The sequence below is a fragment of the Colwellia sp. BRX8-4 genome, assembly GCF_014077345.1.
Classification (GTDB): Bacteria; Pseudomonadota; Gammaproteobacteria; order Enterobacterales; family Alteromonadaceae; genus Colwellia_A.
Genome location: NZ_JACGVS010000002.1, coordinates 169,285 through 192,601, shown reverse-complemented (window position 1 = coordinate 192,601; position 23,317 = coordinate 169,285). Strand labels below are relative to the sequence as shown.

The following is a 23,317-nucleotide window of genomic DNA, read 5'->3' as shown; positions in this document are numbered from 1 at the left end:
TTATTGCTAATAATAAATCATTATCTAATTCTGCTAATACAGCAGTAATTTAAAGAAGTAGGGTTCCAAAAATGAGTACACAACCTCAGAAGATCGTCGTCGTTGGTAATGGCATGGTTGGCCATCACTTTGTTGATGAAATGGCGAAACATGCCGGCTATGAAATTACCGTTCTATCAGCTGAAGACCGTTTAGCTTATGACCGCGTTCACTTATCAGAGTACTTTTCTGGAAAAACTGCTGATGATTTAGCCATGACTACGCCAGCATATTACAACGAAATAGGCGTTAATTTTTTTACCAACGCGAAAGTCACTAATATTAATAAAGCTGCACAAACCGTGACGACTGAATCGGGTGACATTTTCGCTTACGATAAATTAGTTATGGCGACAGGATCATACCCCTTTGTTCCCCCTATTCCAGGTAAAGAACGTGACCATTGTTTGGTTTATCGTACTATTCAAGATTTAGAAGACATTCAAGCGTCAGCTAAAGCGGGTAAAGTTGGTGTGGTTGTTGGTGGGGGGTTATTAGGTTTAGAAGCCGCTAACGCCCTTAAAGAACTTGGCCTGCAGACACACGTTGTAGAGTTTGCCCCACAATTGATGGGCGTGCAATTAGACAAAGACGGCGGCGCTTTATTGCGTTCAATGATCGAAGGTATTGGTGTTCAGGTACATACACAAAAAGCCACCAATGAAATTGTCGACGGTGAAGAATGTGTTCACCGAATGAATTTTGCCGATGGAACACATTTAGAAACTGACGTCATCTTATTCTCAGCCGGTATTCGCCCCTATGATAATTTAGCACGTGAATTTGATTTAGCGGTTGGCGAGCGAGGCGGCATTGTGGTTGATAACAACTGTAAAACCTCTAACGAAAATATTTACGCTATTGGTGAGTGTGCTTTGTGGAATAACTTTATTTTTGGTTTAGTGGCGCCAGGCTACACTATGGCTAAAGTGGCTGCCGATAACATTATTGGCGGTGAACAGCAGTTCACTGGTGCAGATATGAGCACTAAATTAAAATTAATGGGTATGGATGTGGGATCGATCGGCGATGCTCATGGCCGTACTCAAGGTTGTAAAAGCTACGTCTATTCAAATCAACCTGACCAAATTTATAAAAAAATAGTGGTCAGTGCCAATGGTAAAGAATTAATAGGTGCGGTTTTAGTGGGTGATACCAGTGAATACGATACCTTATTGCAATACGCATTAAATGGTATTGAATTACCAGAAAATCCCGACGGTTTAATTTTACCTAGCTCAGGCGAAAAACCCACCTTAGGCGTGGATGCTTTACCTAATACCGCGACTATCTGCTCATGTTTGAATGTCACCAAAGGCGATATTATTGCTGCTATTGATTGTGGCGCCGTTGATGTCGGTGAAGTAAAGTCTTCAACGAAAGCAGGAACAGGCTGTGGCGGTTGTGCCGCCTTATTGAAAAAAGTAACAGATCACGAATTAGAAAAACGTGGGGTAGAAATTAGCACTGACCTTTGCGAACATTTTGCTTACAGCCGGGTTGAGTTATTTCACATTGTGCAAGCAGAACAAATTAAAACCTTTGACCTTTTAGTAGAAAAACACGGTTCAGGTTTAGGCTGTGAAATTTGTAAGCCAGCAGCTGCGTCTATTCTCGCTTCGGTTTGGAACGATTACATATTAAAACCAGACCATGTATCACTACAAGACACCAATGATGTCTTTCTAGGTAATATGCAAAAAGATGGTACTTATTCTGTCGTTCCCCGTATGCCAGGCGGTGAAGTAACCCCAGATAAGTTAATTGTTATTGGTGAAGTCGCTAAAGAATATAACCTATATACCAAAGTAACAGGCGGCCAACGTATCGACTTATTCGGCGCACGTGTTGACCAATTACCGGCGATATGGAAACGCTTAATTGATGCAGGTATGGAAACTGGTCATGCCTATGGCAAATCGTTACGTACGGTTAAATCTTGTGTTGGCAGCACTTGGTGTCGTTACGGCCAACAAGACAGCATGGCAATGGCCATTTTCTTAGAAGATCGCTACAAGGGCTTGCGTTCTCCTCATAAAATTAAGTTTGCGGTTTCGGGCTGTACACGCGAGTGTGCTGAAGCACAAAGTAAAGACATTGGTATTATTGCTACTGAAAACGGCTGGAACTTGTACGTCAGTGGCAATGGCGGCATGAAGCCTCGCCATGGCGACTTATTCGCGACTGATTTAGATGATGAAACCTTAGTGAAATATATAGATCGTTACTTAATGTTTTATGTGCGTACCGCAGATCGTTTAACCCGTACTTCTGTCTGGTTAGAAAACCTAGAAGGCGGCTTAGCCTACATGGAGAAAATAGTTAAGGACGATCACTTAGGGATTAATGATGAATTAGAAAAGCAAATGCAAAATGTCGTTGATACCTATCAATGTGAGTGGAAAACAACCATCGAAAGTGAAGAGCAATTAAAGCGTTTTCGTCAGTTTGTTAACTCTGACACTGTCGATGGCAACATCGAATTCGTTACTGAGCGTGATCAAATTAGACCCGCTCAAGGTGATGAGAAAAAATATGGCGTTCAAATTCAAGCCGTTGATTTAACACCTGCATAAATACGTTTACGAATAAGGAAAATAAAATGACAACAGAAAATAGCTGGCAAACCATTTGCTCAACCAGTGATTTAATTAAAAACTCAGGTGTTTGTGCATTATTAGCAAACAAAGAACAAGTGGCTTTATTCCAAGTAGGCAAGGACACCGTTTATGCTATTTCTAACTTTGATCCCTTTGGTAAAGCAAACGTTTTATACCGCGGTTTAATTGGTGAAACTAAAGGTAATATTTACGTTGCTTCACCCTTATTAAAACAACGCTTTGTTTTAAATTCAGGAGCCTGTTTAGATGATGATACTTTAGCGATTAAGACCTATGAAACACGTGTTACTGATGGAAAATTAGAAATATTTGGTTAAGGATTTCATCCTTTATTTTCATAAAAATCCTAGCGAAGTTAACGGTGCTGGGATTTTTATTTTTTACCATTCATCATTAAATTTAAGCCTAATATGACTCACTTAGCATCTGCTAAAAAAAAGTCTGCATACGCGAAGATTAATTATCCCAATTCTACATGCTAAGGTGTTTAAACAGTTCAATCCTAGAAGAGGTTATTTTGGTGCACCTTTGCATCACAAACTAATAAAAACGAGTATAAAAAATCAAAGGACAATCCTAACCAATTGATATAAATGTAATTAAACTTCTGGTGTGAATTGTGCTTTAATATTTTAAATATACTTAATTCTTAATTTTAATTTGAATAAATTGAAAAATAAAACCTTGTCTTTACCTAATAAAAATACGATATATCAGGATGTTCCATCAGGATTAAAAGTATTGCTTGCTGAAATAAACCATGCAAAAGCAAAGGTATTAATGAGCGTACTGATAAATGAGCAATATGATATCTATCATGTTGCTCATTCTGGCGTACCTTTATTAAGAGATGTTAAACAGCTAAACCCAGACGTTATCATTATTGATATAGAATCTCCAAACAGAGATATGCTTGAAAACCTCAATAAAATTTCTCAATTCGCCCCAAAACCTATCGTAGTTTTTTCAGAACAACAATGTGCCAATACTACCATTAATCAGATGGTCAAATCAGGGGTTAGTGCTTATGTGGTAGGGGAAGTTAACCAAACAAGAGTGAAGTCAATTATTGATGTGGCTATTGCGAGATTTGAGCTTTTTCAAGGACTAAAACAAGAACTTGCTGACACTAAACAAAAATTGTCTAGCCAGAAAAGTATCGATAAAGCTAAACGTTGGTTAATGGAAACAAAACAACTGTCTGAAATAGATGCGTATCACTTCATTCGAAAAATAGCGATGGATAACAGCCAGAAAATGGATGATGTTGCCAAAAACATCCTTTCTGTTGCTAGCATTTTTTAGATATTTAAAGACGTTTTAAAGAATTGTAGAGAATATCAATTATGTTTAATATTGAAAAAAAAAATATAACCCTTGGCTTTATGCCATTAACAGATAGTGCCCCCTTAGTCATTGCTCATGAAATGGGATTTTTCGAAAAATGGGGGCTTAACGTAAACCTAACAAAACAAAATTCTTGGGCCACATTAAGAGATAAATTGCATAGCGGAGTTATTGACGCCGCCCAAATGTTAGCCCCTATGCCCATTGCCTGTAACTTAGGTTTACACGGACAAAAGTCAACCGTGATTGCCCCAATGATATTGAGTCGTAACGGTAATGGCATCACGTTATCGACTAAACTCTACCAAAAAATATTATTACAACACAATACCAATGAGATCAGTATGCCATTTTCGGCCAATATATTGAGACATGAAATAGAGCAACGAAAAAAAGAAGGTAATAAATTAACCTTCGCTGTCGTTTTTCCTTATAGCTGTCATCATTATCAACTTGTTGAATGGCTAAAGAATAGTGATATCGATCCATCAGACATTAATTTATTAATTGTACCTCCTTCAAACATGGTGCCATCTATGCATTCAGGGGATCTTGATGGCTTTTGTGTCGGTAGTCCTTGGAATGCTAAAGCGGTTAGAGAAGGTGTTGGCATCACAGGTGTTACTTCTTCTGACTTATGGGAAGATTCACCTGAGAAGGTGCTTGGATTAATGTCTGATTGGCAAGTTAAGCACCCAGAAACAACATTTGCTTTAGTATCTGCTTTATATGAAGCATGCCAATGGCTTGAAAATATTCCCAATCGCTTTGAAGCAGCGAGGTTCTTGAGTCGTGCAAAGTATTTAGACACACATATCGACGTAATTGCGCCTTCATTAATGGGGAGTTGCCTAACCCTTAACAATACATCACCTCGTAAAGTAGAAAGCTATCAACAATTTTCGACATTAGGTGATCCCACATTCAATAGGCCAGCACATCATTACGGTGAAAACATTGCCAAATTAATGCAAGCGTGTGGACACATAAACAGACAACAAATAACGGATCTAGACATTACTTCGATCTACAGGGAAGATATTTATCAAGCTGTAATATATAAGAATAAGTAGAGCCTTTATTAAAATGAAGTATCTGCCTACAGGCCTATAGACACCAAAATAGTGCAAATACTTCTCACTGTTGGAGCAAAGTATTTAATCAAAAAACATAAAGCAAAGTAAGTTACTGATTTTAAATACAATTAATAGGTGGCACTAATTGTGCTTTATAGTTAATAGCGTTTTCATGTTAATTCAATCAACAGCGGTTGTTTTAACGATAAAGTGAAAATTGACTCAAAACTTATTTCGTTAAAACTAATCGCACTGCAACGACGTAGTCATTATTAGTTTGGCATTGAAGCCCACAGTACTCGGATTGTATCCGAAGTACTGTGGGCTTTTTTTATTTGGAGAAAGGTATTTTGAAAACGACTTTAAAAAATGAATGTAAAAAATTATGCCGTACTGTTATTGCAGGACTATGTATTTCTGGCTCCCTACTGACTTCGTCTTTGCAAGCAGCAGAGCTAGGCTACCCAGAAAAAGAAGAACTTAAATTTGGTTTTATTAAATTAACCGATATGGCCCCTATCGCTATTGCTTATGAGAAAGGATTTTTTGAAGATGAAGGCTTATACGTCACGATTGAATCTCAAGCTAACTGGAAAGTATTACTTGATGGCGTTATAGATGGTCGATTAGACGGTGCTCACATGCTTGCTGGCCAACCCATTGCAGCAACGATTGGTTACGGGACTAAAGCTGAAATCATCACGCCTTTTTCAATGGACTTAAATGGCAATGCGATTACTGTTTCTAATGAAATTTGGAAGCAAATGAAGGTCAATATTCCTAAGCAAGCCGATGGAAGACCTGTTCATCCTATTAAAGCTGATGCCTTAAAGCCTGTTGTAGAAAAGTATCTTGATGAAGGCAAACCTTTCAACATGGGTATGGTGTTTCCAGTGTCGACACATAACTACGAGTTACGCTATTGGTTAGCGGCTGGTGATATTCATCCTGGATTTTACGCTCCTCATAAAGGTGATACATCAGGAAAGATTGACGCACAAGTGCTGTTGTCAGTAACGCCTCCTCCACAAATGCCAGCCACAATGGAAGCCGGCACTATTTATGGTTATTGTGTAGGTGAACCTTGGAACCAACAAGCCGTATTTAAAGGCATTGGTGTGCCGGTCGTTACCGATTATGAAATTTGGAAGAACAACCCGGAAAAAGTATTTGGTATTACTAAAGCCTTTGCTGAAAAATACCCAAATACCACCATTCGTTTAACACGCGCATTGATTCGTGCCGCTAAATGGTTAGACGAAAACAATAATGCTAACCGTCCAGAAGCAGTGAAAATTTTATCTCAATCGAACTATGTTGGTGCTGATTACGACGTTATCGCAAACAGCATGACAGGGACTTTCGAGTACGAAAAAGGCGATGTGCGTTCAGTACCTGACTTCAACGTATTCTTTCGCTACAACGCCACTTATCCTTACTACTCTGATGCTATTTGGTATTTAACACAAATGCGTCGTTGGGGACAAATTAGCGATGACAAACCTGATAGTTGGTACAAAGATATTGCCGCACAAGTTTATCGTCCTGATATTTACATGGCTGCAGCGCAATCATTAGTTGATGACAAGTTATTGTCTAAAAGCGACTTTTCAGACTTAGTCGGTGAAGACGGTTTCCGTGCTCCTCAAAAACACTTTATTGACAACATTGTTTATGACGGTACTCAACCAAACGCCTATATAAACAAGTTTAAAATTGGCCTAAAAGCCGGTGACAAACTTTAGAACCTTGTCGTATTTTAGCCAGTACTTTACTGAGTAGTTATGCGCTGTCCATTAACTGGCAGCGCATAAAGGAGAGCAAAAATGACTGCTGTAATTAATAAAAAAACATTAGGTATTGTGCCAATGAGCAATAACAAAATAATCGGGTCCTTTATTTCAGAAAAGGCACAAGCGTTGATATTACCTATGGCCGGTATCTTCTGTTTTATGCTGCTATGGTCGTTTACGGCAAGTAGCATTGATACTTCGCTCGGAAAATTCCCTGGCCCCAGTGCAGTGGCTACTCAAGTAGTTAATTTAATTGATGAACATAATGCTGAACGCGCCAAAGAAGATGCTTTTTATATTCGCCAGGACGAACGAAATAAAGTGCGAATGGCAAAAGATCCAAGCTATCAAGCTAAAATACGAGTTTATACCGGTAAAGAAACATTTTTAGACCAAATATTCACCAGTTTAGTGACGGTAATTAGTGGCTTTTTAGTGGCTGCTGTTGTTGCTATTCCCTTAGGTATTGCCATTGGTTTAAGTAAAAATTTAAATACGGCAATAAACCCTATTATACAAATTTTTAAACCCGTATCTCCTTTGGCTTGGCTACCGATAGTAACCATGGTAGTCAGTGCACTTTATGTATCTCCTGATCCTATGTTTGCTAAATCTTTTATCACCTCTTTAATCACAGTAACTTTATGTAGTCTTTGGCCTATGGTCATCAACACTTCTTTTGGTGTGGCTTCAATAAATCAAGACTGGGTGAATGTCAGTAAAGTATTAAGCCTGCCTAAACACGTGCATATTCAAAAAATTGTTTTACCTGCTTCCATTCCTGCCATTTTTACTGGCATGAGAATGTCATTAGGTATTGCTTGGATGGTACTTATTGCGGCTGAAATGCTGGCACAAAATCCAGGGTTAGGAAAGTTCGTTTGGGATGAATTCCAAAACGGCAGCTCACAATCTCTTAGTCGCATTATGACCGCAGTATTAACCATAGGCCTTATTGGCTACATGCTTGATAGAACCATGCTGCAACTGCAAAGAATATTGTCTTGGGACAAATCAAGCGCACAACTTTAGCCAATATAGGATTAAGGAAATCACATGAGCATTATTTTAGACATCAGCAAAGTAGATATGGTATTTCCAACCCCTAAAGGTGATTTTACCGCGTTAAAGGGTGTTGATTTACAAATAAAAAAAGGTGAATTCATTTCACTTATAGGTCATTCAGGTTGTGGTAAATCAACCGTATTGAATATTGTTGCCTGTTTGCACAGAGCAACATTAGGTGGCGTATTATTAAATAACAAAGAAGTAACAGAACCCGGCCCTGAACGTGCTGTTGTTTTTCAAAACCATTCATTATTGCCTTGGTTAACCGCCTATCAAAATATTGAGTTAGCGGTAAAACAAGTCTTCAAAAATAAAATGTCTTCAAGCGAAATGAAAGAATGGATCGAACATAACTTACGTTTAGTTCATATGGATCATGCAAAAGACAAGCGTCCTGATGAAATTTCAGGCGGTATGAAACAACGTATTGGTATTGCCAGAGCTTTAGCAATGAAACCAGAAGTACTTTTGATGGATGAACCTTTTGGTGCGCTCGACGCTTTAACGCGAGCTCATATGCAAGACTCATTAATGGAAATTCAGCAAAAGCTTAACAACACCGTCATCATGATCACCCATGACGTAGATGAAGCTGTTTTATTATCAGATCGCATTGTCATGATGACCAACGGGCCAGCCGCGACAATAGGCGAAATATTAGACGTCAACTTACCTCATCCAAGAAACCGTTTAGCGCTAGCAGAAGATGTTGAATATAACCGTTTACGCTCAGCTGTTTTAACTTTTTTGTATGAAAAACAAAGAAAGGTTGAAGTTATTCCCACAGCTAAATCGGCTAAATCAACTGAAAAAGCTCAAGTAAAACAAAAGACGTCCAGTGTTGCTTAATACATTTCGCTAAATTGAAAAATTATAAAAATAATTTAAAAAAACTTTAAGGGATAAACCATGAAAAACGTTCATACATTCTCAAAAATTACGGCAGTGGTTTTGTTAGCAAGTGCCAGTGCTTCAGCAACCGCAAATAGCGAGACTAAAGCTAAAGCCAGTATAGATTTAAACTTGCGATATGAAAAAGTTGATCAAGACAATACCAAAAAAGATGCCTCAGCGTTAACGCTAAGAACTCGTCTAAATTACACCAGTGCTAGCTACAATAATTTTACCGCAGTTGTTGAATTTGAAGACTCACGCCAAGTAGCGGGTATTAACAGGTATAACGATGCCGTGGGCAATAATACTGAATATTCTGTTATTGCCGATCCAGAAACGACTGAATTAGACCAAGCTTATGTGCAATACAAAAAAGATGGGATCACCGCTAAAGTCGGTCGCCAAGTACTGACCTTAGATAATCATCGTTATGTTGGGCATGTAGGATGGCGTCAAGATAGACAAACATTTGATGCCGCGACCATAACTTATGACGCATTAGACAATGTAAAAATGAGCTATAGCTACATTAATAAACGTAATCGTATTTTTTCCAATGAAAAAGATTTTAATGCAAAAGACCATTTACTTAACCTCGCCTACAAAACGAGTTATGGCAAACTAACCGTTTACAGCTATCTCTTAGAAGTTGATGAAGGAACAGCTAATAGCTTAGATACTTTCGGGGTGAGTTTTAACGGTAAAAAAGACAAGTTTTCATATTCAGCCGAATTTGCTACTCAAGATTCAGAAAGCGGTGCAACTGACTACTCTGCAAGCTATATGGCCATAGAAGGCGGCTATAGCTTTGATGCTGTAACTCTTAAATTAGGTGCAGAAGTTCTAGGCAGTGATGATTCAATGGTTGGGTTTTCAACACCCCTGGCGACACTGCATAAATTCAATGGTTGGACAGATCAGTTTTTAGGCACACCAAAAGAAGGCTTGGTTGATCTTTATGCCTCTGTGTCAGGTAAAGCATTCGGCGGCGGTTGGACAGTGACAATTCATGATTATTCTGCTGATGAATCAACCAATACGGTTGATGATTTAGGCAGCGAAATTAATGCCGTTTACGCGAAAAAATTCGCTAAGAATTATAAGGCAGGCTTAAAATATGCGGCTTACTCAGCAGGCGATTCTACTGCAGGTAAAGTTGATACAGATAAAATTTGGCTTTGGGTAAGTGCAAATTTTTAGCTCTCCAAACACACTTATAATGATAACGCTCTACAGGTTTGTTAAGCGTTATCACAAATTGTAAACCCATATCACTATTGCAGCAGGTAAATAAAATTAGCTCAAGTAACCAACAAATCATAGAGAAACAAAAAGTTGTCGTGGTCGGTAACGGCATGGTCGGTCACCATTTTGTTGAGCAATTGGCTCAAATGAACACAGCTGCTCAAGCCATTGAGATAACCGTTTTGTCAGCAGAGCCTCGCCTTGCTTATGACCGTGTTCACCTTTCAACATACTTTAGCGGTAAAACAGCGGCAGATCTGGCCATGGCTGACGAAAAAACTTACCAAGATTGGACGGTAAATTTTCAAACTAATGCCAAAGTTGTTGATATCGACCGCAGCAATAAGCATGTTGTCACGCAAAACGGCCAAGTTATCGCTTATGACAAACTCATCTTAGCCACTGGCTCTTATCCTTTTGTACCGCCTATTCCAGGAAAAGACCGCGAGCATTGTTTGGTTTATCGCACCATAGATGACTTAGATAAGATTCAGGCCAGCGCAAAGGTCAGTAAAGTGGGGGTGGTTATCGGCGGTGGTTTACTCGGCCTTGAAGCTGCAAATGCGCTAAGCCACTTAGGCTTAAAAACCCATGTCGTTGAATTTGCGCCACAATTAATGGGGGTGCAAATTGATGCTGGTGGCGGTCGCTTATTAAAAGAAAAAATTGAAGCTTTGGGTGTTGAGGTGCATACATCAAAAGCCACCAGCGTAATTGAAGACGGCAAAACCTGTCGTTACAAGCTTTGTTTTAGTGATAATACCGAGCTAGAAGCTGACCTTATTTTATTCTCCGCTGGTATTCGCCCTTATGACAATCTAGCTAAATCATTCGCACTTGAAATGGGGGAACGAGGCGGTATTGTGATTAATAACCACTGCCAAACCTCAGATGAAAATATCTATGCTATTGGTGAATGTGCCCTCTGGAACAACTTTATTTTTGGTTTAGTGGCGCCGGGTTATCAGATGGCCAAAGTGGCGGCAAAACATATTATGGGTGAACAAACCTTGTTTACCGGTGCCGATATGAGTACCAAATTGAAACTCATGGGTGTTGAAGTAGGCTCAATAGGTGACGCTCACGCAAAAACAACCGGGGCAATAACCTATACCTATCAAAATCAACCGGCTGGCGTTTACAAGAAAATTGTTATCTCTAGTGACAAAAGCAAAATGCTTGGCGCAGTATTAATTGGTGATACCCGTGAATACGACACGTTATTGCAATATATGCTTAATGCCATAGATTTACCTGAATCACCAGAAACGCTGATATTGCCTTCATCAGGTGAAAAGCCAACATTAGACGTTGGTGCACTACCTGATAGCGCGATTATTTGTTCATGTCATCAGGTCACAAAAAGCAATATTATCAGCTCAATCGATCAAGGAGCTTATACCCTAGATGATATTAAAATTTGTACTAAAGCCAGTAGCGGATGTGGCGGTTGTAGCGCTTTATTGAAAAGTCTGGCTGAGGCAGAATTTGCAAGCCGTGCTGTGAAAGTTAAACAAGATATTTGTATAAATGTCATCGAATAAAATTCGAACATAAATAAATAAACAAAACATCCCATATAAAGCGGGCTGTATATCATTCTCTGTTTTAAAGGTAAATTTTATGAGTTGTTCTCAATCATCACATATTGTTCAATCAACTTGTGCATACTGTGGTGTAGGTTGTGGTATTGATATTACGGTTAACAATGGCAAGGCCAGTGCATTAGTCGGCACCATAGAGCACCCAGCCAACTTTGGACAACTGTGTGTTAAAGGTACCAATTTATTAGCCACCACAGATTTAACCAACCGCTTACTTGAGCCACAAATAAATAATAAAACGGTTGATTGGTCAACAGCGACAAATCATGTTGCCGATAAATTTACACAAATTATTAAAGAGCATGGCGCTGATGCCGTGGCTTTTTATGTCTCAGGACAGCTACTGACTGAAGATTATTATCTGGCGAATAAATTAATGAAAGGCTATATAGGTTCAGCCAATATAGATACCAATTCACGCCTTTGCATGTCTTCAGCGGTTGCCGCTTATAAGCGCAGTTTCGGTGAGGACGTTGTACCATGTAGCTATGACGATTTAGACAGTACAGAGCTTTTATTAGTTACCGGCTCTAATGCCGCTTGGACCCATCCGGTATTATTTCAACGTATTGAACGTGCTAAAAAACGTAATCCAGCGATGAAAATTGTGGTTATTGACCCGCGTAAAACCGCAACCTGTCAAATAGCTGATTATTTTTTACCGATAAAGCCAGGCACTGACGCCGCATTTTTTAACGGTCTTTTAAACTACTTAAGCGCTAACAATGGCTTAAATAATGACTATATTGCACAGCATACCCAAGGTTTCGAACAAGCTTTATTAGCAGCAAAAAAATGGTCACTCGCTGAAGTATCAGCCTATTGCGATCTTGACCAACAAACCCTTGCCAGTGTCTATCAATTATTTGCCGACACTGAAAAAGTACTCAGCTTTTATTCAATGGGCATCAACCAGTCAAACTCAGGCACTGATAAGTGTCAAAGCATTATTAATTGTCATTTAGCCACCGGAAAAATAGCCAAAGACGGTTGTGGGCCTTTTTCTATCACAGGTCAACCCAACGCTATGGGCGGTAGAGAAGTGGGAGGTTTGTCTAATCAATTAGCCGCTCATATGGATATTGAAAACCCTGAACACCGCTCAACAGTGCAACGTTTTTGGCAATCCCCCACTATCGCTGTTAAAGCAGGTTATAAGGCGGTTGATCTGTTTGACGCTATCGATGAAGGTAAAATAAAAGCGGTCTGGATAATGGCAACTAACCCGATGGTAAGCTTGCCCAACGTTAAAAAAATAGCCCAAGCATTAAATAAATGTGAATATGTTGTGGTCTCAGACTGTGCTGAAAACAATGATACGTTAGACTTTGCTGATGTAAAACTACCGGCAACGCCATGGCTAGAAAAAAACGGTACCGTTACCAACTCAGAGCGCCGAATTTCGCGCCAAACTAATGCTATAGCTCCGAGCGGACAAGCAAAGCACGACTGGCAAATTATTGCGGACGTTGCCACGGCCATGGGTTTTTCAGGCTTTAACTATTCACACGTTAGTGAGGTATTTAGAGAGTTCGCTCAACTGTCAGGTTTTGAAAACAATTGCAAACGAGTCTTTGATATCTCTGCATTTTCAGCCATTACTCCAAAACAGTATAACCGTTTAAAGCCTCTACAATGGCCAGTTAATGATACCTATCCTGAAGGTAAAAAACGTGTTTATGAAGAGGGTAATTTTTCTACCCCTTCAGGTAAAGCTGTCTTTTTTCCTATTACGCCACGCCAGCCAACTCAAAAATTATCCGCTAAATTTCCCTTTAGGTTAAACAGTGGTCGATTAAGAGATCAATGGCATACGATGTCTCGAACAGGCAAATCCCCTCAGCTCACCGCTCATACCGATAAATGTTACCTTTATATTAATCCTGATGACGCGGCGAGATTAAGCATAGTAGATGATGAGATAGTCAATATTGCATCAAACACTGGGCAAGCAAAAGTGCATGCAAAGTTAGATAAAAACCAGCGTTCTAATGAATGTTTTATGCCTATTCATTGGAATAAGCAATTTGCGTCTAGCGCAAATGTTAACAACTTATATGAGAGCATTACCGACCCGTTTTCTGGTCAACCTGAAATGAAGCATGGCGCGATCGCATTAAGCAAAACAGACTTTGTCCAGTTTGGTCAACTTCATCTTAGCGAAGAATTTATCGTGCAATGCCAAATGAGTAATGACTTTTGGAATAAAGCACGCACCCATTATGGCCTTAGTTATCAATTTGCTAATATTGAACTTGAAAGTGACCTTTTAAATTGGTGTCAAACAAGCAGCCATATATCTGGTGAGTGGCACCAATTTAGCCAAGCAGGCACCTCTTACATTATTTGCTTACAAGCCAATAAATTAGTTTTCTTGTGTTATGTGTCAACAACACAGCCCCGTATTGAAAGCGCATGGCTTAATTATGCTTTTGGTCAGTCATCTCTAAGCGAAGCTAATATTAAATCTTTACTCGCAGGGACTTCAAGTGAAGAGTTCTCCAAAGGTAAACAAATTTGCAGCTGTTTTAATATTGGTGAAAAAGACATTGTAGGCGCAATTAAAGGCGGCTGTAGTTCTGTTGAACAATTAGGAGAGGGGTTAAAATGTGGCACAAACTGTGGTTCATGTAAATCAGAATTAGCTGCATTACTTAGTGAACATCACATCGATAAGGCCACATTAATTAACAGCACTTGGAGTGAATAATGGATAGTGCTTGCCAGTAAATGTAAAGCTTGCGAGCACTAGCAGATTATAATATGACATTTTAGCTATTATTAGATAAAATGTCGGCAGACTTAAATAAACTGGCGATGGTCAGTTGTGCCTAAATATGAAATATAATGCCAATTCAAACACCTGTTAAACGCCCGAATACCTTTTTAGAACTCCTATATAATATTGCTATTCCATCGATTATTTTAATGAAACTTTCGACAGATGAGTATTTAGGCACTGTACCGGCCTTAATTTTTGCCTTATTGTTTCCACTCGGTTATGGCTTGTATGATTTTATTAAAAACAAGTCGATGAATTTTATTTCCTTATTAGGATTTTTCAGTACCTTGTTAACGGGTGGCATAGGTTTATTTGAACTGGACGTTGAATGGCTCGCTATCAAAGAAGCTGCCATTCCATCTGTTATCGGCATAGTTGTGCTGATATCTGGTTTTTGGGGAAAACCCTTAATTGCTAAAATATTGTTAAATCCACTGTTATTTAATTTAGATTTAATCTATCAAACGCTAGCAAGCAAAAACAAAACTGATCAGTTTAAAGCAAGAATTCAGTGGGCAAATCATCTTTTAGCTTCAACCTTTGTTTTTTCTGCCACTATGAATTACCTATTAGCTAAATGGATTGTTATTAGCCCCGCTGGCACAGTAGAGTTTAATGAGCAACTTGGCGAAATGACACTGTTAAGTTATCCCGTGATTGCCGTACCTTCAATGGTGATGCTAATTGCAATTATGTTCTATGTGGTAAAAAGTACCATGAAATTAACAGATTTAACGTTAGAAAAAATATTAAACGGTGAGAAATAACCTCCTAACTACCGATTAATTATAGACGGATGTAAGTGGCTAACCCTCGACCTACTCCGTCTATTTTCAATAAAGTCAATTTTTGTATTGCTCAGTTAATAACCCTGTACTATTTTTCTTTAGTCATTAACCATTCAGACAATAACCTCACCCCAAAACCTGTACCGCCGGTGGGTACTTCATCTTTTGCTTTACTGCTAAGCGCATTACCGGCAATATCAAGATGAGCCCATCGAACATCGCCAACAAAGTGCTGGAGAAAACTAGCTGCTGTGGTTGCACCTGGCCCACCTGAACCGGTATTCTTTAAATCAGCAATGTCCGTTTCAAGCATATCTTTATACCCTAGCGGTAATCGCCATAAATTTTCATTCACTTGTTTACCTGCAAAGGTTAATTCGGTAACTAACGCTTCGTCATCTGAGAATAAACCAGCATAACGATCACCTAATGCTCGAACTTTTGAGCCCGTTAAAGTGGCTAAATCTATCATAATTTCTGGCTTGTAGTATTGACGCGCATACCAGAGTGCATCAGATAAAACCAAGCGCCCTTCTGCATCTGTATTAACCACCTCAACCGTTAGCCCTTCTGCTGTTTTAACAACATCACCGGGTGCTATAGAAAATTGAGAGACCATATTAGCCGCCATCCCCATGACAGCAACAACATTCACTTTAGCTTTATTTAAAGCAAGTCCCTTAATAGTCCCTAACGCTGCAGCTGCACCGGCCATATCCGACTTCATTCGGGCAATAGATGCGCCGGTTTTAATGCTATAGCCACCAGAGTCAAAGGTAATACCTTTTCCCACTAAAGCGATCGGTGCCTCATCGTTACCTTGATAATGGGCAACAACTAAACGTGACCCTTCTTTACTACCACGGCCAACAGCCTCAAGTGCTCCCATACCTAATTTTTTAATCTGTTTAGGCGTTAACACTTTTATTTCAACACCGAGTTTTTTTAACTCTTTTGCCGCATTAGCAAAAGCAACAGGTGTCATCTCAGTGGGAACTTCACTGGTTAAATCTCGCGCTAAAAAGACACCTTGCTCGATATTAGCTAATGGGGCATACGCTGCTTGAGCTTGCTTGCCATTTTCAACATCAAACATAAACGTTTTTTCACTACGCTTTTCATTGTGATACTGCTCAAAACGATGAGCACGTAAACTTACACCATGTGCCAATAAAGATGCGGCAGTATTGCTAGACACTAAATCATCAGTTGATACTTTAATAACCTGAGTTAATTTAGTGTCTAACTTAGCCAATAAGTTACCGCCCAAAGCGGTCAACTTATCTTTACTCAGTTGTGCTTGTGGGCCTGTTCCAACAATTAACACACGCTCATAATGTAAACCATAAGGTGCAACAACTTGTAAAAAGCTACCGTACTCACTGCTGAAATCTTCTGCTTTCACAGCTCTACTTAAGTGACCTTGACTTTCCTTATCGAATGCAGAGAAATCACTATTTTTCCCCTCTTTTGTGTGAAAGATAACTAAGGTATCTGCAACCGTTGAAACAGAATCTGCAAAAGTTATTGTTTCTGCCAATACCGTTGTGCTAGCAAGCATAGCGCCTAAAACAACTGAGATGGTGGTACGTTTTAACAACATAAAAACCTCTATTTAATGGATAATAAGAATAATATTAAGATATACGACAATAAAGTCATATTAGTTCAATGACTATTCCAAGGAAAATATTCATATAAAATAGGATTTTATAGCGATCAATTAAAGATTAATATGATTGATTTTTATCTGGTATTTAATAAAAAAAATTATCAATGTATGTCTTTTTTAAAATGGTGTTAATTACCTATATTTAGGGCGGCATAACCGTTTATACTTTCTTGCTATTAATATTTTACTTGGATTTAACATGATTGATTTTCGCTCTGACACCGTAACAAGACCCTCCTTGAAAATGCGCAATGCAATGTCGCAGGCAGAGGTTGGTGATGATGTTTATGGTGACGACCCAACAGTAAATGAATTAGAGCAATGGTCTGCCAAACGTCATGGCTTTGATGCTGCACTCTTTTGTAGCTCAGGGACACAAGCAAATCTACTCGCCTTAATGGCACACTGTCAGCGAGGCGACGAGTATTTGTGTGGCCAACAAGCCCACAACTACAAATTTGAAGGTGGTGGCGCGGCAGTACTAGGTTCAATTCAACCGCAACCGATAGAAAATGAGAAAGATGGCACCCTTTGCTTAATTAAGCTTGCCCAAGCGATTAAACCCGATGATTCACATTTTGCTCACACAAAACTGGTTAGCATTGAAAATACCATAAATGGTAAAGTACTGCCGCTACACTATTTAGCAGAACTGCGCGAGTTTGTTAATAAGCATCAATTAAGTTTGCATTTAGATGGCGCGCGCGTATATAACGCTGCGACCGCATTAGACGTAGATATCACTGAGATAGCCCAATATTTTGATAGCATGTCGATTTGTTTATCTAAAGGCTTAGGCGCACCAATTGGCTCATTACTACTAGGTTCAACGCAAATCATAAAGCAGGCAAGAAGATGGCGAAAAGTACTGGGTGGCGGAATGCGTCAAGCCGGTATTCTCTGTGCAGCAGCTAAAATAGCGTTAACCGAAAATGTTGAAAAACTTAAAGTTGACCACGAAAATGCTTATTACTTGGCAGAGCAACTTAATAAAATAAGCGGGTTTACTGTTAATGTAGAGCAAGTCACCACTAATATGGTCTTTGTAAAAGTCGACAGTTCTATCGATATTAATACCATGGCTAACGCGCTAAAAACAAAAAAAATTCTAATATCCCCCAGTGAAAACATGCGTTTGGTAACTCACTTAGATATTAGTAAAGCAGATATTAATAGCTTTATTACAGCGGTAAAAAATCACTTAACGAGCGTAGCTTAAATTTTTAACTAAAAAGTAAATATTGTGCTATTCGTAATAGATTATTTTGATTAATTATCTATACTCGATATATCAAATAAATTATATGCGAAAAATCAAATGGATAAGTCTCGTAGAAGCGTGATTAAGAAAATAGCCTTAGGCGGCGCGGCAACCATAGCCATTGCCAAAGCGCCCTATGTATTTGCGCGCAATAAGGTGACCTTACGCATTTTGGGTACGCATGTAACATTACAAGAAGAATTACGACAAAAAGCGATGGAAGACCTAGGGATAAATTTGATATTTGAGCCTAAAGGTAGCGCTGCAGTTTTACAAAAAGCGTCAATGTTTCCTCAGTCATTTGATCTCTATGAGCAATGGTCAAACAGTATTAATGTGCTTTGGCGCTCTGGTGCTATTCAATCGATAGACAAAAGAAGAATAACCCATTGGGATGAAATTAATAACCTAAGTAAAACAGGAAAAATAACGCAGTCGGCGAAACTCGGTGACGGCGATGCACCTTATAAAATATTACACGTACAAAAAAACAATCAATTAGGCGAAAACCATACCAACGATTTAAGTTTCTTACCCTATGTGCATAATGTTGACTCTTTTGGCTACAACACTGACTTTATTAAAAAAGGCATACCTTACGAGACTGAAAGTTGGGGCTGGCTATTAGATGAAAAATACAGTGGCCGTGTCGGTATTATCAATGCGCCGACCATAGGTCTTTTTGACTTAGCTCTCGCCGCACAAGCTAAGAATCTAATGTCATTTAATAATATTGGCGCCATGACCAAGCCAGAATTAGACAAACTTTTTGGTATATTAATAGGCTTGAAACAAGCAGGTCACTTCAGTGGTTTATGGACTTCGGTGCCTGAGTCGATTCAATTTATGAAATCGGGTCGTGTGGTGATAGAAAGCATGTTTTCTCCTGCTGTAGCCTCACTAAACGGCATGAATGTACCGGTAACTTACGCAGCACCTAAAGAGGGTTATCGCGGTTGGCACGGAGTCATGTGTTTATCTAAGGCGACAACTGGCAAGGTAAAAGACGCAGCCTATGATTATATGAATTGGTGGCTGTCTGGTTGGCCAGGTGCTTACATTGCCAGACAAGGCTATTATATTTCAAACCCTGAGCGTACTGCTCGCTACCTTTCTCCGCAAGAGTGGGATTACTGGTATGACGGAAAACCCGCCGCGATCGACTTAAAAGGTACTGATAATAAAGTATCTGTTTATAAAGGAAATATTCGTCGCGGGGGCAGTTATGAAAAACGATTTAGCAATGTTGCTGTTTGGAATACTGTTATGCCAACCTATGACTATAGCCTGCAAAAGTGGTATGAATTTATTAATGCTTAAACAATCAAATTTTTATGCCAATATAATAAGCATTCAAACTCAAGGGTGCCAGTAATGTTTCGAAGTTTAAAAACACAATTGATGCTTTCGCTCGCCCTCATTATTTTACTTTTTATCGGCCAAGAGACTGTTTCGTATCAGAACCAAAAACGATTAGTAACGGGCTTAGCCTCTAATCAAGAAATAGTTGATGGAGTCGTTCAGGTTAAAGCATTAGAGAAAGATGTTTTAGATTTACAGCGCAATGTGCTTATTTATAAAGAAAATCAAGCTTCTTCAGTATTAAAACGATTAAATGACATGATGAGTTCGGTAACAGGGAAATTAGCTATAACCTCGCTCTTTATCGAAAAAAATAACATTGGCACCGATCAGCAAGTCGCGATAGAGAGTATGCGTGATCACTTAAAAGCTTATCGAGAAAACTTTGATTCGGTTGTCTTACTCATCGATAAAAAAAGTGAATTATTTAATAAAACCATAGTAACTCACCTAAGCCATCTAAATACCATCACCGATGAGGTCTCTAATGGTATTCATCTTAACCAATCTATTCAAACGACTCATGTAACAACCAAGAAACTTGCAGATCTGACTTCGGCCTTACAACTTTCGGCTTATCAATATTTTATACGACCTAATACTGAGAATATTACCAACTTTCAGTCTATTTTTAGCCAAGTAGAAAGTACCGCAGCGCCACTCAATATCGATGGCTTTACTTCAACATTAACCGCTTTATCTAGTGACTTTAATTTGTTGACGCAAGTAACCCGAAATTATAATTACTTAGTCAATGTGGTTATGTCTGGCTCTGCTAACGAATTTTTATATTTAGCAAAAAATTTAAGTGAAGTTGCTTTAACCCATCTTGATTCAAGTAACGCTCAGCTGAACACCCTAGTTGAAGAGTCTGTTATTCGTGGCAATATTATGTTTATTCTTGGTATTTTCCTGACCAGTCTTATTACTGTCTATATTTTGAAAAGACTTATATTTCCAATAGAAAAAGTAACTCAAGTATTTAATGCACTTGCTGAAAATAAAATAATTAATGAAAAGCTTGAACTTAACGTTAATCGCAAAGATGAGATAGGTCATCTAATGAAATCGGCGACTATATTTCAATTAAAAAACAAACAAACCAATGATTTATTACTACAGTCACAACAATTAAATCAACAGCTGGTTCTATCACAAAAAAGGGCTGAACAGGCAACTAAAGCAAAAAGCATGTTTTTAGCAAATATGAGTCACGAAATTAGAACACCGATGAATGGTGTGGTGGGTATGCTGAGTTTATTATCTAACACGCCACTAAACGATGAACAAAAAGAATATATTAATTTGGTAAATTCGAGCTCTGAATCATTGTTGACCTTAATTAATAGTATTTTAGACTACTCTAAAATTGAATCAGGAAAACTAGCAATAGAAAGTATTCATTTTAATGTCACTGATATTATTAACGAAGTCGTCATAATAATGAATGCACTTGCTGAAAAAAAATCATTAGTACTTAACATTAGGTCGATGTCACTTTCACAAAAGACCGTTATTGGCGATCCTACAAGACTTAAACAAATACTGATTAATCTGCTAAGTAATGCCATTAAGTTTACTGAACAAGGCACTATTGACCTTGAAGTTGAACTGACAGAAATAAATAAAGAACAACTTAACTTCTCGTGTAAAGTCAGTGACACAGGTATAGGCCTTTCAGAAGAACAGCAGCAGAATATTTTCACTCCATTTTCTCAAGCTGATAATTCAACCACTCGAAAATATGGCGGTACAGGTTTAGGTTTAACGATTGTAAAACAGTTATGTGAACTTATGTCCGGAGATATAGATATAAAAAGCACCTTAAATAAAGGTAGCTGCTTTTCCTTTTATTTAGTTTATCAAAAACCAGAAAATGATATTACTGACAGTGCTGAGCCAGACATCGCAATTAACCCGGTTAACTTATCCTTTAAAAAAATACTTTTGGTGGAAGACAACAGAATAAATCAAATTGTTGCCACTAAAATTCTAACCAAATTAACGTTAAGCGCCGACATAGCCGTAAATGGTATTCACGCGCTAGAAAAACTAAACTCGTCTAGTTACGATTTAATTTTGATGGACTGTCAGATGCCTGAAATGGATGGCTATCAAACAACTAAAGCTATCCGAGCCGGAGAGGCAGGGAAAGCGCACCAAGATATTGCGATTATCGCTATGACTGCCAATGCGATGAAAGGAGATAAAGAAAGGTGTTTAAGTGCCGGTATGAACGACTACCTGGCTAAACCCATTGATATCAATAAACTCCACCAAAAACTTACGTTTTGGATGAATAAAAATAATAAAACATCATAAAAATAGGGCTTTTAGTATTAATGATGCGATAAAAATCATCAATACTAAAAGTTAAATCGGCGTGTGACTAGGACGACAAGGCCTAAAGCAAAATACCCCATGTTGACGGTTCAGTTACCCCGTGGCTATTGGCTTAGTAACGGCAAAGGATATTTCAATGCGGGTAATATCACTAAGGCCATTAAAACCAATAAATTATAAAAAATAATTTTTCTATTATTTTCACACCACTTATTTATCTTTAAATTTACGTTGCATTATGAAATTTTTTTCAAATTGCACAGATGAATAATCTTGTGCCCATAATCAATGATTATTGATATTTTATAAACTCAAGAAAAAGCTAAAGTGCATGATTAGCTCATTAATTGTTGAGTACTTATTTAAGATCAAAGCGTTAAATAAGTCTCTTTAAGGCAACATCTCGCATTTATTTTGTGCATAATAGCGCCTCTGCACTTTTAACATCGAGCCATTATATGAAAAACAACATAGTTGACTTACAAGGTAAGCTAAACGCATTACTGCTTTCTTACCGTGATAGCTTTGTCGAGGGTGCTGTAGCCGATTATATTCCTGCTCTTGCTAGTGTAAAAGCCGACTTTGCCGGCATAGCAGTCGCGACCATTGACGGAAAAATAGTTGGCGCCGGTGATTATCAGCACGCTTTTTCTATTCAAAGTATTTCAAAAATATTTGGTTTAGTAATGGCGATGAATCGCCTAGGTGATTCTTTGTGGCAACGCGTAAGAATGGAGCCCTCAGGTCAACCTTTCAATTCTATTATTCAGTTGGAGTGGGAAAAAGGTATCCCCAGAAATCCGGTAATAAATGCGGGTGCTTTATTAGTGGCTGACGTATTAACCAGTCATTACTCAGCAAGTAAGTTGGCTTTTTTAGGCTTTGTTAGGAAGCTAGCAAATAATGAAGACATTCGCGTTGACCTTGAAGTTTATCAATCTGAATTCACCCATGGTAATCGTAATGCCGCCCTAGCCTACTTAATGAAAAGCTTTGGTAATATTGAAGCCGAAATTCCAGATGTACTCAGCCATTATTTTACTCAGTGTTCAATTAGCATGAGTTGCGAGCAGCTCGCGCAAAGCTTACTATTTTTAGCCAACAAAGGTGTCGACCCATTAACGAAACGGGTTATTTGTAGTCCAAAAGATGCACATCGCGTTAATGCAATATTGTCAACCAGTGGTATGTATGATCAATCTGGTGAGTTCGCTTTTTCTGTCGGTTTACCAGCTAAAAGTGGTGTGGGTGGTGGTTTAATTGCTATCGTGCCAAATTATGGCGTGATCTGTACATGGAGCCCACCGTTAAACAGTTTTGGTAATTCTGTTGTTGGTATGAAGTTAGTAGAAGGTATTGCAGAAGAATTAGGCTTGTCTATTTACCATTAATCGCTGGCATCAGCTATTTGTGTCTTAAATA

The 23,317-nt window shown here is 38.6% G+C and carries 15 protein-coding genes and 1 pseudogene; 15 read left to right on the top strand and 1 reads right to left on the bottom strand.

The genetic code is table 11. From position 1 onward, the window contains the following. Positions 1 to 71 precede the first annotated feature (71 nt). From nirB (H4J56_RS02655) to H4J56_RS02605, 11 genes and pseudogenes are all read left to right on the top strand, one after another. Entirely contained in the window at positions 72 to 2,615 is a 2,544-nt protein-coding gene (gene nirB, locus H4J56_RS02655; protein WP_182213414.1) for a nitrite reductase large subunit NirB, read from the top strand. A gap of 26 nt (positions 2,616 to 2,641) precedes the next feature. Next, positions 2,642 to 2,977 (top strand): nitrite reductase small subunit NirD, encoded by a 336-nt coding sequence (nirD, locus tag H4J56_RS02650; RefSeq protein ID WP_182202631.1) that lies wholly within the window; start codon positions 2,642 to 2,644, stop codon positions 2,975 to 2,977. 352 nt (positions 2,978 to 3,329) lie between these two features. Next, positions 3,330 to 3,965, top strand: a complete 636-nt coding sequence (locus H4J56_RS02645; RefSeq protein ID WP_259366313.1) for an ANTAR domain-containing response regulator — start codon at positions 3,330 to 3,332, stop codon at positions 3,963 to 3,965. 41 nt (positions 3,966 to 4,006) lie between these two features. Beyond that, positions 4,007 to 5,080 carry a CmpA/NrtA family ABC transporter substrate-binding protein gene (locus H4J56_RS02640; protein WP_182213412.1) on the top strand — a complete coding sequence of 358 codons (1,074 nt, stop codon included), beginning with the start codon at positions 4,007 to 4,009 and terminating at the stop codon, positions 5,078 to 5,080. Between the two features lie 401 nt (positions 5,081 to 5,481). Further along, positions 5,482 to 6,828, top strand: coding sequence for a CmpA/NrtA family ABC transporter substrate-binding protein (locus H4J56_RS02635; RefSeq protein WP_182213585.1), 1,347 nt, complete (start codon positions 5,482 to 5,484; stop codon positions 6,826 to 6,828). A 123-nt stretch (positions 6,829 to 6,951) separates the two neighbouring features. Beyond that, entirely contained in the window at positions 6,952 to 7,908 is a 957-nt protein-coding gene (locus tag H4J56_RS02630) for an ABC transporter permease (RefSeq protein WP_259364858.1), read from the top strand. 24 nt (positions 7,909 to 7,932) lie between these two features. Then, positions 7,933 to 8,793 (top strand): ABC transporter ATP-binding protein, encoded by an 861-nt coding sequence (locus tag H4J56_RS02625; RefSeq protein WP_182213408.1) that lies wholly within the window; start codon positions 7,933 to 7,935, stop codon positions 8,791 to 8,793. A gap of 60 nt (positions 8,794 to 8,853) precedes the next feature. Further along, positions 8,854 to 10,038, top strand: coding sequence for an alginate export family protein (locus H4J56_RS02620; protein ID WP_182213406.1), 1,185 nt, complete (start codon positions 8,854 to 8,856; stop codon positions 10,036 to 10,038). A 116-nt stretch (positions 10,039 to 10,154) separates the two neighbouring features. Next, positions 10,155 to 11,609, top strand: a pseudogene (gene nirB, locus H4J56_RS02615) (nitrite reductase large subunit NirB); the annotation flags it as partial. 97 nt (positions 11,610 to 11,706) lie between these two features. Next, the gene (locus tag H4J56_RS02610; RefSeq protein ID WP_182213404.1) at positions 11,707 to 14,397 is read left to right on the top strand and encodes a nitrate reductase; all 2,691 of its coding nucleotides are present in this window, start codon (positions 11,707 to 11,709) and stop codon (positions 14,395 to 14,397) included. Between the two features lie 137 nt (positions 14,398 to 14,534). Next, positions 14,535 to 15,236 (top strand): VC0807 family protein, encoded by a 702-nt coding sequence (locus tag H4J56_RS02605; RefSeq protein ID WP_182213403.1) that lies wholly within the window; start codon positions 14,535 to 14,537, stop codon positions 15,234 to 15,236. A gap of 109 nt (positions 15,237 to 15,345) precedes the next feature. On the opposite strand, the gene H4J56_RS02600 is transcribed toward H4J56_RS02605, so the two are convergent. Then, positions 15,346 to 16,860: a leucyl aminopeptidase gene (locus H4J56_RS02600; protein WP_404842389.1), complete on the bottom strand. Its 1,515-nt coding sequence runs from the start codon at positions 16,858 to 16,860 to the stop codon at positions 15,346 to 15,348. A 268-nt stretch (positions 16,861 to 17,128) separates the two neighbouring features. Between H4J56_RS02600 and ltaE the strand changes: the two genes are divergently transcribed. The 4 genes from ltaE to glsB all read left to right on the top strand — a co-directional run bounded on the left by ltaE (position 17,129) and on the right by glsB (position 23,286). Continuing rightward, the gene (ltaE, locus tag H4J56_RS02595) at positions 17,129 to 18,148 is read left to right on the top strand and encodes a low-specificity L-threonine aldolase (protein ID WP_182213401.1); all 1,020 of its coding nucleotides are present in this window, start codon (positions 17,129 to 17,131) and stop codon (positions 18,146 to 18,148) included. A 99-nt stretch (positions 18,149 to 18,247) separates the two neighbouring features. Beyond that, positions 18,248 to 19,510, top strand: coding sequence for a PotD/PotF family extracellular solute-binding protein (locus H4J56_RS02590; protein ID WP_182213400.1), 1,263 nt, complete (start codon positions 18,248 to 18,250; stop codon positions 19,508 to 19,510). Between the two features lie 54 nt (positions 19,511 to 19,564). After that, positions 19,565 to 21,874: an ATP-binding protein gene (locus tag H4J56_RS02585; protein ID WP_182213399.1), complete on the top strand. Its 2,310-nt coding sequence runs from the start codon at positions 19,565 to 19,567 to the stop codon at positions 21,872 to 21,874. Positions 21,875 to 22,353: 479 nt separating this feature from the next. Further along, positions 22,354 to 23,286 carry a glutaminase B gene (glsB, locus tag H4J56_RS02580; RefSeq protein ID WP_182213398.1) on the top strand — a complete coding sequence of 311 codons (933 nt, stop codon included), beginning with the start codon at positions 22,354 to 22,356 and terminating at the stop codon, positions 23,284 to 23,286. Positions 23,287 to 23,317: the final 31 nt, after the last annotated feature.